Here is a 14,527-nt window from a genome sequence, read left to right as displayed (position 1 = left end):
GCCGGCCCCCCCCCGCCGCCCGTGACGGCTGGGGGGGTGTGGCCTTTATTGGTGTCCCCCGCCAGGGGTGGGCCGCGGGGTTGCCCCGGGCCCCACTCCACGCAGTTGTTGGCGCCGACGCTGTGACTGCTGCGGCGCCAGCTCCGCGACGGTGGAACGGGTAAGGGACCAGAGGTGGGGGGTCCTGCGAGGCAAGCGGACATGATGCTCCCTACGCGCCGTCATCGATCCCGGCGATGAGATCCAATGAATCCTGTGTGGAGAGGGCGTGTGCCTGCATCGCACGGAAGGCGACGCGGTACGCCTTCAGATCCTCTTTCCGTTCCAGATAGAGGCTATTCGTTAAATGGTCGAGAATGACTAAATCCAGATCGGTAATGTTCGAAAAAGAGAAGATGATGAAGGGGCCCGTGAGTCCGGCATAGCCGCCCGCGGTGAACGGCAGCACCTGGAGACGGACCTGCGGAAGCCGGGCCAGCTCGATCAGGCGCCGTAACTGATCCCGCATCACCCCCGGCCCGCCCACCTCCCGCCGCAGCACGGCCTCGTCCACCACGGCGTGCAGCCGCAGCGGCGCCGCCGCCCTGGTCAGCACCTCCTGGCGGATGAGCCGTACGCCGGCCAGCGAGTCCACCGTCCCCTCCGGCGTCCCCGTCAGCGCGGCTCTGGTCACGGCGCGGGCGTAGGCGGGGGTCTGGAGCAGCCCCGGCACCACGGTGGTCTCCAGCGTGTGCGCGGTGCTCGCCTGCGACTCCAGGGTGATGAAGTCCCGGTACGTGGGCGGGATCACGGCCCGGTACGCGGTCCACCACCCCGGCGCGCCGTCCGTCGTGCCCGCCAGCGCCCGCAGCAGCGAGCGCAGTCGCGGGTCCTCGATCCCGAGGGCGTCGAGGAGCGCCGCCAGATCCCCGTCCCGTACGCCGCTCACCCCGGTCTCGATCCTGCTCACCTTCGACTGGTGCCAGCCGAGCAGCCGCGCGGTCTGGTCACTGGTGAGCCCCGCGCTCCGGCGCAGTCTGCGCAATTCGTCCCCGAGTCGCTGCCGACGTACCACCGGAATATGCCGCATGGCCGAATCACCTCTCCGCTTCCTTCTCCGCCGCACCCGTGACGACCTCAAGGCGGAGAAGTTATCTTTCCGACGCCCAAATACGGTCTCGCGTTGCAGAGTTCACCGCTTTGAGCGACAGATATATGCAGATCTCGGTGGATCGGAGGTACGGATGGTGCGATCAGTGGCAGGCTGTCGCGCAGCACGGTTCCGAGGCCGTCCGCGCAGCCATCAGCTCTGCGCCGGAGTCCGGTCCGGCGGGAAAGGGACAGCGTCGTCATGGCCGACCACCAGGAAGCATCCATCACCCTGCCGAGCGAGCCCGCATCGGTGCCCACGGCCCGAAGATATGTCGCGGACCTCCTCGCCGACTGGGGACTGCCCGAGGAGGCGGCCACGGCGGACACGGTCCGGCTGGTCGTCTCCGAACTGGCCACCAACGCCGTACAGCACACCTTCGGCCAGTCGCCCACGTTCACCGTGGAGGTACGGCTCGACCGCGAGGAGACGCTGCGCGTCGGGGTCACCGACAGCCACCCGCGCTGGCCCCAGCGGCTTCCCGCGGCCGTCCAGCAGGACAACGGCCGCGGGATGGTCATCATCCGCTGGCTGACGGCCGAGGCCGGCGGCCGGCTGACGGTCGTCCCGACCGACGAGGGCGGCAAGACCGTCTGGATCGCCCTGCCCTGGACGATCCGGACGGCACCGGCCGCGCCGGCCTAGGACCTCACTTCACCCGGCCGTACCAGACCTTCTTGGACCAGATCTTCTCCAGCCGTACCAGCGAGCCGGTCTTCGGCGAGTGCCAGATCCTTCCCTTGCCCGCGTAGATCCCGACGTGGTAGACGCTCCTTCCGTAATGGAAGAAGACCAGGTCGCCCTGGCGCCGTGAGGACGCGGAGATGTGCCGGGTCTGGTTGTACTGCGCCTGCGCCGTCCGGGCGAGCTTCTTGCCCGCCTTCTTGAACGAGTAGAGCGTCAGCCCGGAGCAGTCGAAGCGGTACGGTCCCGTCGCGCCGTACTTGTACGGGGACCCCTTCTTGGACGCCGCGACCTTCAGGGCCTTGGCGCTGTGCGGAGCGGCCTGGGCCTCCGACGCCGCGCCGGGCACCAGCATCGTGCTGGTGACCGCGGCCAGCGTGAGGGCCGATACGGCCCCCGCCCGGGACAGCAGAGACGGGACATATGTCTGCGCAGTCATGCGCAACCCTTCGTCAGCCGCCTGAGAAGGATGACCTGTCGGGTTCGGGCTGGCGAAGTTGCCCGGCCGCGTGAACGGCTTCACCCCGAGGAACGACCACGAAGGGCGTCGTCCCGTGCTGCTCGGGTCCTCCACTCCTGCCGATCCACTCCTGTCGACCCGTCATCCGGAACGGCGGCAGGACTCGGCGTCCGCCCGGACCGCCCCGCCGGGGCCGGCGGGGGCTTGTCGTCTCACGGATCTTGACCCAGAAACCAGTGGATTTCCGAGTTGAAACGACGATATGTGAAGTTCATCACCCTTGGTCCATGCGGGTGGCGACGGGCGATCCGGCCCCCGGGCACCGCGGCCCGATGAGGCCCGTACCTGCGACGTAACGATCACGCGGCCCGATGTCCCGGCCGGATCGCGCAACTCGCCTCGCCGAATCTGTCCGGTCAGTTCATACGCCGAATGTGCGAGTCCTTCTCATATGGACGCGGCCATCCGGGAACACGACACCCCGTCAGGTCCCTTGCCAGGGAGGCGCGGTGACCCGCGCGGCCCTCCGTTCCCCGTCGGGCGTCCGCAGCGCCCCGGCCGGGGTCGCCGCGTACAGCTCGGTTCTCGCCCCTTCGGTGCAGGGCCGTCAGGGCGTCCCGTGGCGGGGCCACTTGAGCGGACGGCGGGCCGGGAGTCCGGGAGGCGGCACCGGCGCTCACCGTCCGCCCGCGGAGGTCTTCCGGTTCTGGACGATGTGGTCGATCAGCCCGTAGGACCGGGCGCCCGGCGCGTCGAGGACCGTGTCCCGTTCGAGGTCGCCGGCGACCCGCTCCGCGCTCCGTCCGGTGTGGCGCGCCAGCGTCGACGTGACCAGGTCCCGCAGCCGCAGCAGTTCCTGAGCGTGGATCACCAGATCGGACGGCTGCCCGTGCACCGGCTCCTCGGTGGCGGGCTGCCGGAGCACGGTCCGTGCGCCGGGCAGCGCCGTCCGCTTGCCGGGCGCGCCCGCCGCCAGCAGGACGGCGGCGGTCGAGACGGCCTGGCCGAGACAGGTCGTGGCCACGTCGCACGTGATGATCTGCATCGTGTCGTAGATCGCGGACATCGCGCTGATCGAGCCGCCCGGCGAGTTGATGTAGAGGCTGATGTCCTGGTCGGGCGCGGCGTATTCGAGATGGATCAACTGTGCGATCACGTCGTTGGCCGCGGTCTCGTCGACGGGCGTCCCCAGAAAGGCGATCCGGTCCTCCAGGAGCCGGGAGTACGGATCGAGCGTGCGGCTCCCGTGGCTGGTCCGCTCGGTGAACTCGGGCAGGACGTAGCGGGCCGAAGAACGGTTCATGGCATGCCTCTTCCTCAGGGCGCGGGGCGCGCGCTTCTTCGCGACGACTCCCGTACGGCTCTGTGAAAAATGTACAGGACGTACAGATCGTGGGAAGGGGGGGCAGGCTCTGGCGATCCACTGAAACCCCTGGAGCGGAAGGCGTTTTGACTGTTCGCCGAGGGGTGTCCCTCCCCGGGGCGCGGTCCGTGACCGGCCTCGCAACGGTACGGAGCCCCCCGTGCGGCGCGGGGTCCCGGCCGGCCCTGGCTATGCCCCGGGGCGCATCCAGGTCCGGGCGAGCTCCGCGACCCAGGCGGCCGCCGCGTCGGGGGCGGGCGGGGGAGCCGCGACGACGACGAGTTCGGTGACGCCCGCCGCGTCGAGTGCGGGGAGGTGGTCCGGCGTGCCGTCGCTCAGCGCCACGGCGACGGTGAGCTCGTCGAAAGCGCGACCGCGACGGGCGCACTCGTCGGCGAGAACGGCGACACGCGCCGGCACGTCGGCCGCCGGAAGGGCGAAGCCGTACCAGCCGTCGCCGAGCGCGACCGCCCGGCGCAGGGCCGCGTCGCTGTTGCCCCCGACCACGACCGGGAGCCGGCCGCCGCGCAGCGGCTTCGGGTTGACCCGGATCGCGTCGAAGCGGACGAACTCCCCCGCGTACGAGGCCGGATCCTCGGCCCAGAGGGTGCGCAGCGCGGCAAGGTACTCCTCGGTGCGCCGCCCGCGCCCGGCGAAGGGGACCCCGAGCGCCGCGAATTCCTCAGCCGACCAGCCGGCCCCGACCCCGAGGCTGAACCGCCCGGCGGAGAGCCTGTCGAGGGTGGCGGCCTGCTTGGCGACCAGGACCGGGTTGTGCTCGGGCAGCAGGAGTACGCCGGTGGCGAGTTCGATCCGGCTGGTGACCGCCGCCGCGAAGGTCAGGGCGAGCAGCGGGTCCAGCCAGTCCGCGTCCGCGGGCACGGCGATCCGGCCGTCCGCGGAGTAGGGGTAGCGGGAGGCGGGCGCGTCCACGAGCACCACGTGCTCGCCGCACCACAGCCGCGCGAAGCCGTGCGCCTCCGCGGCGGTGGCCACCGCGCGGATCACCTCGGGGCGGGCACCGTCACCGATACCGAGCGCGTGCAGTCCCACTCGCATCCTCCACCTCCGGGCGTCACCTTAGGCACGGAGCGGTGACGGCTCGGCGGACCGGGCGCGCCGCGCGCGGGCACACCGTCCGGACGAGCTAAACCACCCGCCACGGGACCCCGGAGGCGGAGCCGTCCGGTCCGGCCTCAGCAGGACGGCGTGACCGGCGACCACATGCCGAACCACTGCTCGGCGCCCCACTCCTCGAACCGTTGCACCTCGACGAATCCCAGCTTCGCCGCCAGGCGCAGCGAGCGGTCGTTGGCAGCCTGGGTGCAGAGCACCACCGGCTCGCCGGGAAGCGTGTCGGCGAACCAGCCGAGCGCCGCCGCGCACGCCTCGGCGGCATACCCGCGTCCCCATGCCTCCGGCAGGAACATGTAGCCGAGCTCGGCCTCCCCGGCATCCGGACGGAGGTGCCCCGGACGCTCGGCGTCGCGCCGGTCGAGCGTGACCGTGCCGATCATCGTTCCGTCGAGGTCGATCACGAAAAGGCCGGGGCGCCGGCCGGGCAGTTCAGGCACCGCGCGTTCGAGCTCGTCGCGAGGCCGGGGGCCACCGAGGTAGGTGCGCACCTCCGGCGAGGCGAACAGTTCGATGAACGCCGCACGGTCCCGGGCCTCGGACTCGCGGAGCACGAGCCGTTCGGTCCTGATCGGGGCTGGTGGCCAGGTGACGGGCGCTGACTCAGGCATGGCGGGCAACCGATCGTAGGCGGACGCGTCTGATCCGACAGGGGGCTTCGCCGCCGCCATCGACCGTTCTGGGCCAGGTGGGCGCCGCATAGGCTGGGAGCATGGCCTACGAGATTCCGGTGACGCAAGCCCGGGCAGAGCTCGCCGATTTGATCAACCGCGTCGTCTACGGCGGCGAGCGCGTGGTCGTGACCCGTCATGGGAAGCCGCTGGTCGCGCTCGTCTCCGCCGCCGATCTTGAGCGGCTGGAGAGCGGTCCGGAGGAGGTGGAGGAGACGGAGGAGCGCGTCATCAGCTCGGTCTCGGCGATCCGCCCCGTGCCGTCCGCCCCAGGCGGACCGCGCCGGTTCGGCATCGCCGCGGAACACCGCCCGGAGGGTGGCGAGCGTCCGCCGGGGTCCGGCAGGTGATCCCTCGCGAGGGCCGGGGGCGGCGGGTCCCCGTATACGAACCGGTGTGCCGGGAGGCCGCCGGCCGGGCCAGTTAACGCGTTGGAAAAACTTCCGCCTTACGGTGCGGTCCCACAGGCGGGCGGATGTGCGAGCACCGGTCAACAAAGTGTTGATGTTGGCTAGGATCGCGCTGCGCCCGGCCGGAACCGGGCCGGAGACGATGAGGTGGAAGCGTGCAACTCACCCCGCACGAGCAGGAGCGCCTGCTCATCCACGTGGCGGCGGACGTCGCCGCCAAGCGCCGCGCGCGCGGACTGCGGCTGAACCACCCCGAGGCGGTCGCCCTGATCACCTCGCACATCCTCGAAGGCGCCAGGGACGGCCGCACCGTCGCCGAACTGATGGCGTCGGGACGCCAGGTGCTCGGCCGCGACGACGTCATGGAGGGCATCCCCGAGATGATCCACGACGTCCAGGTGGAGGCCACGTTCCCCGACGGCACCAAGCTCGTCACCGTCCACGGCCCGATCGTCTGACGGGGGAGCGCCGATGATCCCCGGAGAGATCCTGTACGCCGACGAGCCCGTCGCCCTGAACGAAGGGCGCGAGGTCACCCGGCTCACCGTCGTCAACACGGCGGACCGGCTCGTCCAGGTGGGCTCCCACTACCACTTCGCCGAGGCCAACCCGGGCCTGGAGTTCGACCGGGCCGCCGCCCGGGGCAGACGGCTGCACGTCGCCGCCGGCACCGCCGTCCGCTTCGAGCCCGGCGTCCCCGTCGCCGTCGCACTCGTCCCCCTCGCCGGTCTGCGCGTCGTGCCAGGGCTGCGTGGAGAGACCGGAGGTTTCCTCGATGACTGACACGTCAGAGCCGGCGGGACGAGACGTACCGTACGAGCTGTCCCGCGCCGGGTACGCCGACCTCTTCGGCCCCACCACCGGCGACCGGATCCGGCTCGCCGACACCGATCTGCTGGTCGAGATCGAGGAGGACCGCTGCGGCGGTCCCGGACGCGCCGGGGACGAGGCGGTGTTCGGCGGCGGCAAGGTGATCCGCGAGTCGATGGGCCAGTCCCGGACGACCCGGGCCGAGGGCGCGCCCGACACCGTGATCACCGGCGCCGTCGTCCTCGACCACTGGGGCGTCGTCAAGGCCGACATCGGCATCAGGGACGGTCTGATCACCGGTATCGGGAAGGCCGGTAACCCCGACACCATGGACGGGGTCCACCCCGATCTGGTCATCGGCCCCGAGACCGAGATCATCGCGGGCAACGGACGGATCGTCACCGCCGGCGCGGTCGACGCGCACATCCACTTCATCTCCCCGACCGTCGTGGACCAGGCCCTCTCCTCCGGGGTCACCACCCTCGTCGGCGGCGGCACCGGACCCGCCGAGGGCACCAAGGCCACCACCGTCACCCCGGGCGCCTGGCACCTCGCCCGGATGTTCGAGGCGTTGGAGACCTTTCCCGTCAACATCGGGCTGCTCGGCAAGGGCAACACGATGTCCCGCGACGCGATGCACGCCCAACTGCGCGGCGGCGCGCTCGGGTTCAAGATCCACGAGGACTGGGGCGCCACCCCCGCCGTCATCGACGCCTGCCTCCGGGTCTGCGAGGAGAGCGGCGCCCAGCTCGCCATCCACACCGACACGCTCAACGAGGCTGGATTCGTCGGCGACACCCTCGCCGCCATCGCCGGACGCACCGTCCACGCGTACCACACCGAGGGCGCGGGCGGCGGGCACGCGCCCGACATCATCACCGTCGTCTCCGAGCCGTACATCCTGCCCAGCTCCACCAACCCGACCCGGCCGCACACCGTCAACACCATCGAGGAACACCTCGACATGCTGATGGTCTGCCACCATCTCAACCCCGCCGTGCCCGAGGACCTCGCCTTCGCGGAGTCCCGGATCCGGCCCTCCACCATCGCGGCCGAGGACATCCTGCACGACCTCGGAGCCATCTCGATCATCTCGTCCGACTCCCAGGCCATGGGCCGGGTCGGCGAGGTCGTCATGCGGACCTGGCAGACCGCGCACGTGATGAAGAAGCGCCGCGGCGCCCTGCCCGGCGACGGCCGCGCCGACAACCACCGGGCCCGCCGCTATGTCGCCAAATACACCATCAACCCGGCGATCGCCCAGGGCCTCGACGGGCGCATCGGCTCCGTCGAGACCGGCAAACTCGCGGACCTGGTGGTCTGGGACCCGGCGTTCTTCGGGGTGAAGCCGCAACTCGTCCTCAAGGGCGGCCAGATCGCGTACGCGCAGATGGGCGACGCCAACGCCTCCATCCCCACCCCGCAACCGGTGCTGCCCCGGCCGATGTTCGGGGCCCTGGGGCGGGCCGCCGCAGCCACCTCCCTCAACTTCGTCTCCCAGGCGGCGATCGAGGACGGGCTGCCCGAACGCCTCGGCCTGCACAAGGAGTTCGCACCGATCGGCAACACCCGGCGGACCACCAAGGCCGACATGCGGGAGAACGACGCGCTGCCCCGTGTCGAGGTCGACGCCGACACGTTCACGGTACGGATCGACGGGGAGCCGGTGGAGCCCGCACCCGCCACCGAACTCCCGCTGGCCCAGCGCTACTTCCTCTTCTGATGGCGGCTCCCGCGAAGCTCCGCCGACCAAGGCCGCGGGGAGGCGTGCGATGAGCCGGGCCGCCCTGCTCGTCCTCGCCGACGGCCGGTTCCCCGCCGGCGGCCACGCCCACTCCGGCGGCGCGGAAGCGGCCGTCACGGCGGGCCGGATCCGTGACGCCGGAGACCTGGCCGCCTTCTGCGAGGGGCGGCTGGGCACCACCGGGCTCACCGCGGCGGCGCTCGCCGCCGCGGCGGCCCGGGGCCTGGACCCGCTGGCCCTGGACGAGGCCGCCGACGCCCGCACGCCCGTCCCCGCCCTGCGGACCACCGCGCGCAAGCTCGGCCGCCAGCTCCTGCGCGCCGCCCGCGCCACCTGGCCGAGCGCGGAGCTGGACGCGCTGGCCGCGGCCCGCCCGCGCGGCGCGCACCAGCCCGTCGTGCTCGGGCTGACCGCGCGCTCGGCGGGCCTCACGCCCCTGGACGCCGGGTACTGCGCGGCGTACGAGAGCGTCAGCGGGCCCGCCACGGCGGTCGTCCGGCTGCTCGGACTCGACCCCTTCGAGGCCACCGCCGTCCTCGCCCGGCTCACACCGGCGCTCGACGAGATCGCCGTCCGGGCCGCCGCGTACGCGGAACAGGCCGTGGCGGAGGGGACCGGCGCGCTGCCCGCGCCCTCCGCACCGCTGCTCGACATCATGGCGCAGGCCCACGCGGCCTGGCCGGTCAGGCTGTTCGCCTCATGAGCCCCTGACCGCCCCGCCCCGGGCCCGTTCCCGTACACAGCCTCGTACACGCACCCGTACCTCCCCCTCATCCACCGGAGCCGCACCATGCATCTCGACCACGGCCACGCGGGCCCGGCGGCCGTCTCCGCCGACGCCGTACGCCCCGACGGGCGGCGCCGCGCCCTGCGCATCGGGCTCGGCGGGCCCGTCGGCTCCGGCAAGACGGCGACCGTCGCCGCGCTCTGCCGCACCCTGCGCGACCGGCTCTCCCTCGCCGTCGTCACCAACGACATCTACACCCGCGAGGACGCCGCGTTCCTCCTGCGCCACGCCGTCCTGCCGCCCGAGCGGATCCAGGCCGTGGAGACCGGCGCCTGCCCGCACACCGCGATCCGCGACGACATCTCCGCCAACCTCGAAGCCGTCGAGGACCTGGAGGACGCCGTCGGACCACTCGACCTGATCCTCGTCGAGTCCGGTGGCGACAACCTCACCGCCACCTTCTCCAAAGGGCTCGTCGACGCCCAGATCTTCGTCATCGACGTGGCGGGCGGCGACGACATCCCGCGCAAGGGCGGCCCCGGCGTCACCACCGCCGACCTGCTCGTCGTCAACAAGACCGACCTCGCCCCGTACGTCGGCTCCGACCTCGGCAGGATGGCCCGCGACGCACAGGAGCAGCGCGGCGAACTCCCCGTCGTCTTCACGTCGTTGAAGAGCGAGGACGGGGTGCGGCCCGTCGCCGACTGGGTGCTCGGCCGGCTCGCCGACTGGACCGCATGAGCGTCCGCGCCACCGCCCGGATCGTCGCCACCCGCACCGGGCTGCCCGTACTCACCGGGGAGGGGCCGCTCGCACCGCGCCGCACCCGGGCCGGCGGACCCGGCAGCCGGGTCACCGTCGTCGGCGCCATGACCGCACCGCTCGGCGGCGACCGGCTCGCCGTCGAGGCCGAGGCGCGGGAGGGGGCCACGCTCACCGTGGACGCCGCCGCGGCGACCGTCGCCCTGCCCAGCAGGGTGCCCGCGCCCGCCCACTACGACGTACGGCTGACCGTGGGCGAGCACGCGGAGCTGCGCTGGCTGCCCGAACAGCTCATCTCCGCCTACGGCAGCGAGCTGCGTATGCGCACCCACGTCGAACTGGCCCCCACCGCCCGGCTGGTGGTGCGCGAGGAACAGATCCTCGGCCGCCACGGCGAGGCCCCCGGTACCCTGTTCAGCCGGCTCACGGTACGCCGCGCCGGCCGCCCCCTCCTCGACCAGGAACTCGCCTGCGGCCCCGGCGCGCCGGCCGGCTGGGACGGCCCCGCGGTCCTCGCCGGCCTCCGGGCCGTCGGCCAACTCCTCGTGGTGGCACCCGGGTTCGAGGCAAATCCGGTGACACCGCTGCTGCTGGGCGACACCGCCGTACGCACCCCGCTCGCCGGTCCCGGCGCGCTCGTCACGGCGCTAGCCCCGGACGCGCTGCTGCTGCGCCGGACCCTGGACGAGGCACTGGCCGGCCTGCTCGACACCCTGTCGGGGCCCCCGCCCACCGGCCCGCCCGAGGAGCTTCCGTACGGCACCGCGGAGGTGGCGTACCGCTGAGCGGAGGCGGCTCACCGGTTATTGGTTGGGTAAAGAAATCCCCATCCGGCCTGTTCCCGACGGCCTCACAGGCGAAAGGATCCGGGAAGCTCGCACGTAACAGCGCCGCCGAGCGGGCGGCGCTCCATGAGGGGGAGGTACCACGTGAGACGCACCGCAGTGCTCGGCTCGGCAGGCACACTGCTCGCCGGCACGCTCATAGCGGGCGCCATCGCCGCTCCGGCGGCGACCGCCGGCGGTCGCCACCAGGTCGACCCGACGGCGTACGGCGCGAAGACCGCCGCCGAGCGCGCCGCGAAGAAGGGCATCGACTGGCAGGACTGCCCGGCCGACTGGGCGCTGGAGAAGCCCATCCAGTGCGGCTACGTCAGCGTCCCGCTCGACTACGCCAAGCCCCACGGCCGGCAGATCAAGATCGCCGTCGACCGCATCGGCTCCACCGGCACCGAGGACGAACGCCAGGGCGCCCTGATCTACAACCCCGGTGGTCCCGGCGGCTCCGGCCTGGCCTTCCCGCGCCGCGTCGTCACCAAGAACGCCGTCTGGGCCGACGCCGCCAAGGCGTACGACTTCGTCGGCTTCGACCCGCGCGGGGTGGGCCGCTCGACGCCCATCTCCTGCGTCGACCCGCAGGAGTTCGTCAAGGCACCGAAGGCCGACCCGGTCCCGGACAGCGAGGCCGACAAGCGCGCGCAGCGGAAGCTGGCGGCCGAGTACGCCGACGGCTGCAAGGAGCGCAGCGGCTGGATGCTGCCGCACATGACGACCCCCAACACGGCACGTGACCTCGATGTCGTGCGGGCCGCCCTGGGCGAGAAGAAGCTCAACTACCTGGGCGTCTCCTACGGCACCTACCTCGGCGCGGTCTACGGCACGCTCTTCCCGTCGCATGTGCGCCGGATGGTCGTGGACAGTGTGGTCAACCCGTCGAAGGAGAAGATCTGGTACCAGGCCAACCTGGACCAGGACGTCGCCTTCGAGACCCGCTTCACCGACTGGCTGGAGTGGGTCGCCAAGAACGACGCCACCTTCCACATCGGTGACACCACCGCCAAGGTGCGGGGGCAGTGGGACACCCTGCGCGCCACCGCCAAGAAGAGCCCGCTCGGCGGTGTGGTCGGCCCCGCCGAACTCCTCGGTGTGTTCCAGAGCGCCCCGTACTACGACTCCTCGTGGGTGTCCACCGCGACCCTCTGGAGCAAGTACGTCGCCGGGGACCCGCAGCCGCTCATCGACGCCGGCTCGCCCGACCTCTCCGACACCGTGGGCAACGCCAAGTCGGAGAACGGCAACGCGGTCTACACCGCCGTCGAGTGCACCGACGCCAAGTGGCCCTCCAGTTGGCAGAGGTGGGACCGGGACACCACCCGGCTCCACCGCGACCACCCGTTCCTCACCTGGTCCAACACCTGGATGAACCTGCCGTGCTCCACCTGGGGCGTCAAGCAGCAGACCCCGGTGGACGTGAAGACCGGCAAGGGGCTGCCGCCGGTGCTGATCACCCAGTCCACCCGGGACGCCGCCACGCCGTACGGGGGCGCCGTCGAACTGCACAAGCGGTTCAAGGGCTCGCGCCTGATCACCGAGCGCGACGCCGGTTCGCACGGCATCACCAACCTGGTGAACCCGTGCATCAACGACCGGGTGAAGGCGTACCTCCTGACGGGCGCGGTGGACAGCGCGGACGTGACGTGCGCCCCGCACGCCACCCCCAAGCCGTAGGGACGGCCGCACCGCGGTGAACGAGGGGCGGCCGTCCGGAACCGGCCGCCCCTCAGGCGCCTGACACGGTGTGCCGGCCGCGCCCCACACGTCTCGCCCGGTGTGCCGGCCGCGCCTCACACGTCTCGCACGGTGCGCCGCCCGCCCCGGCCGCCCCTCACGCGTGCGCCGCCCGCTCCAGCCAGGCGTCCTCCGCCGCGTACCCGAAGAGGGCGTCCCGTCCGTACGACGTGACCATCCGGGGGAACGCCGCCTCCCACCCCCGCTCGCGCACCCGGCCCACCAGCCACGCGACGGTCTCCGGCAGCGATTCCACGTACCCCGTCACCGGCCGGTACCCCAACTCCCGCTCCGCCGCGCTCATGTCGTAGACGACCGGATGCTCCAGGCTCCACGGCGTGTCGCCGACACCGCCGTCCGGCGGAGCCCCCTCCACCAGCACCGTCCTGGTCTCCCGGCCCATCACCGCGTCGATCGCCGCGCCGATCTCCGCCACCGTCGGCGCCTGCGGATCCCCGGCGTTCAGCACCCGCGATCCCGGCCTCCGCGCGGCCAGCCTGATCAGCTCCGCGACGTTCGAGACGTGCGCGGGATGGAAGCGGCTCCGGCCGCCGTACGCCAGCACACGCCGCTCGCGGCCGTCCAGCAGCCGCTGCACGAAGTACAGCTCACGCGGGGAGCGGCAGTGCGGGCCGTGGATCGCGCCCGGCCGCAGCAGTGTCACCGGCAGCGCGTCGCCCGCCGCCGTCAACTCCCGCTCCATCAGCACCTTCCGGGTGGCGTACGTCGTCTCACCCGGCGCCACCGTGCGCTGCGTCTCGGAGAGCGGCACCGGGAGCCGCGGGGCGCCGCCCGGCTCGCCCTGTGTGTCGAGGCTGCGGCCCGCGTCGTCCTCGTACACCGCCCCGCTGGAGATCACCACGGCCGAGCCGATCCGCCCCGCCAGTGAGGCGAGCTGCCGGGCATGGGCCCCGCCGAACGCCACCACGTCCACGAGCACGTCGCACCCGTCACCCACCACCGCGGCCGGCGCCGCGTCGTCCTCCCGGTCCAGCCGTACGGTCCGCACCCCGTCGGGCCAGGTGGCGTCCGCGCCTCCGCCGAGCGAGACCGCGCACACCTCCCAGCCGTCCTCGGCGAGCGCGCGCACCGCGGCCCGTCCCACCTGCCCTGTCGCACCGATCACCACTGCGTTTCCCCTGGTCATAGGAGGGACGCTAGAGGCGGGAGCGGCCGGGGCCCAGAGCCTTTCGCCGGTGGCGGATCTGCTCTCAGCGACGCGGCCGGGGGAACTTCCTGGCCGGAGCGGCCTTGGCCTGCTCCGCCTTCACGTCGGCCGCGTACCGGTCGACGTACTCCTGTCCGGACAGCCCGAGGATCGCGTACATGATCTCGTCGGTGACCGCGCGTACCGCCGCCTTCTGGTTCTCCAGCCCGGCGTACCGCGAGAAGTCCAGCGGCTCACCGAACCGGATCGTCACCTGCCGGATCCTCGGCAGGACCTGCCCGGGAGGCTGGATCTCGAAGGTCCCGACCATCGCACAGGGCACCACCGGCACCTGCCCCTTGATCGCCATCACGGCGACCCCCACCTTGCCCTTGTAGAGCCGGCCGTCGTGCGAGCGCGTCCCCTCCGGATAGATCCCCAGCAACTCCTCCTCGGAGAGCACCCCCAGCCCTTCCCGGATGGCCGCCTGCCCCGCCTCCTTGCCCGAACGGTCCACCGGGATCTGCCCGGCGCTGCGGAAGAAGAAGGCCGTCAGCCGCCCCTTGATCCCGGGGCCCGTGAAGTACTCCGCCTTGGCGAGGAAGGTGATACGCCGTTTGATGATGGCGGGCATCAGGAAATGGTCGGAGAAGGAGAGGTGGTTCCCCGCGACGATCGCCGCGCCCTCGGCGGGGATGTGCTCCAGACCCTCGATCCTGGGCCGGAAGAGCAACCGCAGCAGCGGTCCCAACAGCACGTATTTCAGCACGTAGTAGAACAAGGGGAGCGCTCCTCACTGGCCCGACCGGCCACAGGACGGCGTTGTCCCAGGTCAACGGGGTTCCGGCGGTCGCAAGTGTATGTGCGGGTGCCGCCGGTTGTAACCGTCCGCGACAGCGGGGCAGGTCGGGGACGGCGC

The 14,527-nt window shown here is 72.2% G+C and carries 16 protein-coding genes and 1 riboswitch; of the genes, 9 read left to right on the top strand and 7 right to left on the bottom strand.

Going from position 1 to position 14,527, the window contains the following annotated elements; translation table 11 throughout:
* Positions 1–211: 211 nt before the first annotated feature.
* Positions 212–1,069 (bottom strand): helix-turn-helix domain-containing protein, encoded by an 858-nt coding sequence (locus ACFXPK_RS01995; protein WP_385070549.1) that lies wholly within the window; start codon positions 1,067–1,069, stop codon positions 212–214.
* A gap of 261 nt (positions 1,070–1,330) precedes the next feature.
* Between ACFXPK_RS01995 and ACFXPK_RS01990 the strand changes: the two genes are divergently transcribed.
* Positions 1,331–1,774 carry an ATP-binding protein gene (locus ACFXPK_RS01990; protein WP_385003563.1) on the top strand — a complete coding sequence of 148 codons (444 nt, stop codon included), beginning with the start codon at positions 1,331–1,333 and terminating at the stop codon, positions 1,772–1,774.
* 4 nt (positions 1,775–1,778) lie between these two features.
* Here ACFXPK_RS01990 and ACFXPK_RS01985 read toward each other — a convergent pair whose 3' ends face one another.
* The 4 genes from ACFXPK_RS01985 to ACFXPK_RS01970 all read right to left on the bottom strand — a co-directional run bounded on the left by ACFXPK_RS01985 (position 1,779) and on the right by ACFXPK_RS01970 (position 5,381).
* Positions 1,779–2,252: a C40 family peptidase gene (locus ACFXPK_RS01985; protein WP_385003565.1), complete on the bottom strand. Its 474-nt coding sequence runs from the start codon at positions 2,250–2,252 to the stop codon at positions 1,779–1,781.
* 3 nt (positions 2,253–2,255) lie between these two features.
* A riboswitch (cyclic di-AMP (ydaO/yuaA leader) is annotated at positions 2,256–2,452 on the bottom strand.
* Between the two features lie 497 nt (positions 2,453–2,949).
* Positions 2,950–3,576: an ATP-dependent Clp protease proteolytic subunit gene (locus tag ACFXPK_RS01980; RefSeq protein ID WP_385070546.1), complete on the bottom strand. Its 627-nt coding sequence runs from the start codon at positions 3,574–3,576 to the stop codon at positions 2,950–2,952.
* A 249-nt stretch (positions 3,577–3,825) separates the two neighbouring features.
* Positions 3,826–4,695, bottom strand: a complete 870-nt coding sequence (locus tag ACFXPK_RS01975) for an LLM class F420-dependent oxidoreductase (protein ID WP_385070543.1) — start codon at positions 4,693–4,695, stop codon at positions 3,826–3,828.
* A gap of 137 nt (positions 4,696–4,832) precedes the next feature.
* The gene (locus ACFXPK_RS01970) at positions 4,833–5,381 is read right to left on the bottom strand and encodes a GNAT family N-acetyltransferase (RefSeq protein WP_385003572.1); all 549 of its coding nucleotides are present in this window, start codon (positions 5,379–5,381) and stop codon (positions 4,833–4,835) included.
* Between the two features lie 101 nt (positions 5,382–5,482).
* Here ACFXPK_RS01970 and ACFXPK_RS01965 point away from each other — a divergent pair, with 101 nt between their 5' ends.
* The 8 genes from ACFXPK_RS01965 to ACFXPK_RS01930 all read left to right on the top strand — a co-directional run bounded on the left by ACFXPK_RS01965 (position 5,483) and on the right by ACFXPK_RS01930 (position 12,401).
* Positions 5,483–5,791 carry a type II toxin-antitoxin system Phd/YefM family antitoxin gene (locus ACFXPK_RS01965; protein ID WP_385003574.1) on the top strand — a complete coding sequence of 103 codons (309 nt, stop codon included), beginning with the start codon at positions 5,483–5,485 and terminating at the stop codon, positions 5,789–5,791.
* A gap of 215 nt (positions 5,792–6,006) precedes the next feature.
* Entirely contained in the window at positions 6,007–6,309 is a 303-nt protein-coding gene (locus ACFXPK_RS01960) for an urease subunit gamma (RefSeq protein ID WP_385003576.1), read from the top strand.
* Between the two features lie 13 nt (positions 6,310–6,322).
* Positions 6,323–6,634 (top strand): urease subunit beta, encoded by a 312-nt coding sequence (locus tag ACFXPK_RS01955; RefSeq protein WP_385070538.1) that lies wholly within the window; start codon positions 6,323–6,325, stop codon positions 6,632–6,634.
* Positions 6,627–8,384, top strand: a complete 1,758-nt coding sequence (locus ACFXPK_RS01950; protein WP_385003580.1) for an urease subunit alpha — start codon at positions 6,627–6,629, stop codon at positions 8,382–8,384. The genes ACFXPK_RS01955 and ACFXPK_RS01950 overlap by 8 nt, the downstream gene beginning before the upstream one ends.
* A gap of 49 nt (positions 8,385–8,433) precedes the next feature.
* On the top strand, positions 8,434–9,108 hold the full coding sequence (locus ACFXPK_RS01945) for an urease accessory protein UreF (protein ID WP_385070536.1): 675 nt from the start codon (positions 8,434–8,436) through the stop codon (positions 9,106–9,108).
* Between the two features lie 87 nt (positions 9,109–9,195).
* Positions 9,196–9,873, top strand: a complete 678-nt coding sequence (gene ureG, locus ACFXPK_RS01940; protein WP_385070533.1) for an urease accessory protein UreG — start codon at positions 9,196–9,198, stop codon at positions 9,871–9,873.
* Positions 9,870–10,679 (top strand): urease accessory protein UreD, encoded by an 810-nt coding sequence (locus tag ACFXPK_RS01935; protein ID WP_385070530.1) that lies wholly within the window; start codon positions 9,870–9,872, stop codon positions 10,677–10,679. The genes ureG and ACFXPK_RS01935 overlap by 4 nt, the downstream gene beginning before the upstream one ends.
* A 126-nt stretch (positions 10,680–10,805) precedes the next feature.
* On the top strand, positions 10,806–12,401 hold the full coding sequence (locus ACFXPK_RS01930; protein ID WP_385070527.1) for an alpha/beta hydrolase: 1,596 nt from the start codon (positions 10,806–10,808) through the stop codon (positions 12,399–12,401).
* Positions 12,402–12,558: 157 nt separating this feature from the next.
* Here the strand turns inward: ACFXPK_RS01930 and ACFXPK_RS01925 are convergent, their stop codons facing one another.
* Together ACFXPK_RS01925 and ACFXPK_RS01920 are read right to left on the bottom strand one after the other, a co-directional pair.
* Positions 12,559–13,587, bottom strand: a complete 1,029-nt coding sequence (locus ACFXPK_RS01925; protein WP_385070679.1) for an NAD-dependent epimerase/dehydratase family protein — start codon at positions 13,585–13,587, stop codon at positions 12,559–12,561.
* A gap of 85 nt (positions 13,588–13,672) precedes the next feature.
* Entirely contained in the window at positions 13,673–14,389 is a 717-nt protein-coding gene (locus ACFXPK_RS01920) for a lysophospholipid acyltransferase family protein (RefSeq protein ID WP_385070525.1), read from the bottom strand.
* Positions 14,390–14,527 lie beyond the last annotated feature (138 nt).

This window comes from Streptomyces sp. NPDC059142 (genome assembly GCF_042755665.1).
GTDB lineage: Bacteria > Actinomycetota > Actinomycetes > Streptomycetales > Streptomycetaceae > Streptomyces.
The sequence above is the reverse complement of the archived record's forward strand: the minus strand, read 5'-3'. Positions and strand labels throughout refer to the sequence as shown.

Excerpts from the sequence above, each read along its gene's own strand:
- ACFXPK_RS01970 (WP_385003572.1), bottom strand. The coding sequence starts at position 5,381 with ATGCCTGAGTCAGCGCCCGTCACCTGGCCACCAGCCCCGATCAGGACC.
- ACFXPK_RS01995 (WP_385070549.1), bottom strand. The coding sequence starts at position 1,069 with ATGCGGCATATTCCGGTGGTACGTCGGCAGCGACTCGGGGACGAATTG.
- ACFXPK_RS01930 (WP_385070527.1), top strand. The coding sequence starts at position 10,806 with ATGAGGGGGAGGTACCACGTGAGACGCACCGCAGTGCTCGGCTCGGCA.
- ACFXPK_RS01980 (WP_385070546.1), bottom strand. The coding sequence starts at position 3,576 with ATGAACCGTTCTTCGGCCCGCTACGTCCTGCCCGAGTTCACCGAGCGG.
- ACFXPK_RS01950 (WP_385003580.1), top strand. The coding sequence starts at position 6,627 with ATGACTGACACGTCAGAGCCGGCGGGACGAGACGTACCGTACGAGCTG.
- ACFXPK_RS01965 (WP_385003574.1), top strand. The coding sequence starts at position 5,483 with ATGGCCTACGAGATTCCGGTGACGCAAGCCCGGGCAGAGCTCGCCGAT.
- ACFXPK_RS01935 (WP_385070530.1), top strand. The coding sequence starts at position 9,870 with ATGAGCGTCCGCGCCACCGCCCGGATCGTCGCCACCCGCACCGGGCTG.
- ACFXPK_RS01990 (WP_385003563.1), top strand. The coding sequence starts at position 1,331 with ATGGCCGACCACCAGGAAGCATCCATCACCCTGCCGAGCGAGCCCGCA.
- ACFXPK_RS01975 (WP_385070543.1), bottom strand. The coding sequence starts at position 4,695 with ATGCGAGTGGGACTGCACGCGCTCGGTATCGGTGACGGTGCCCGCCCC.
- ACFXPK_RS01985 (WP_385003565.1), bottom strand. The coding sequence starts at position 2,252 with ATGACTGCGCAGACATATGTCCCGTCTCTGCTGTCCCGGGCGGGGGCC.
- ACFXPK_RS01945 (WP_385070536.1), top strand. The coding sequence starts at position 8,434 with ATGAGCCGGGCCGCCCTGCTCGTCCTCGCCGACGGCCGGTTCCCCGCC.
- ureG (WP_385070533.1), top strand. The coding sequence starts at position 9,196 with ATGCATCTCGACCACGGCCACGCGGGCCCGGCGGCCGTCTCCGCCGAC.
- ACFXPK_RS01955 (WP_385070538.1), top strand. The coding sequence starts at position 6,323 with ATGATCCCCGGAGAGATCCTGTACGCCGACGAGCCCGTCGCCCTGAAC.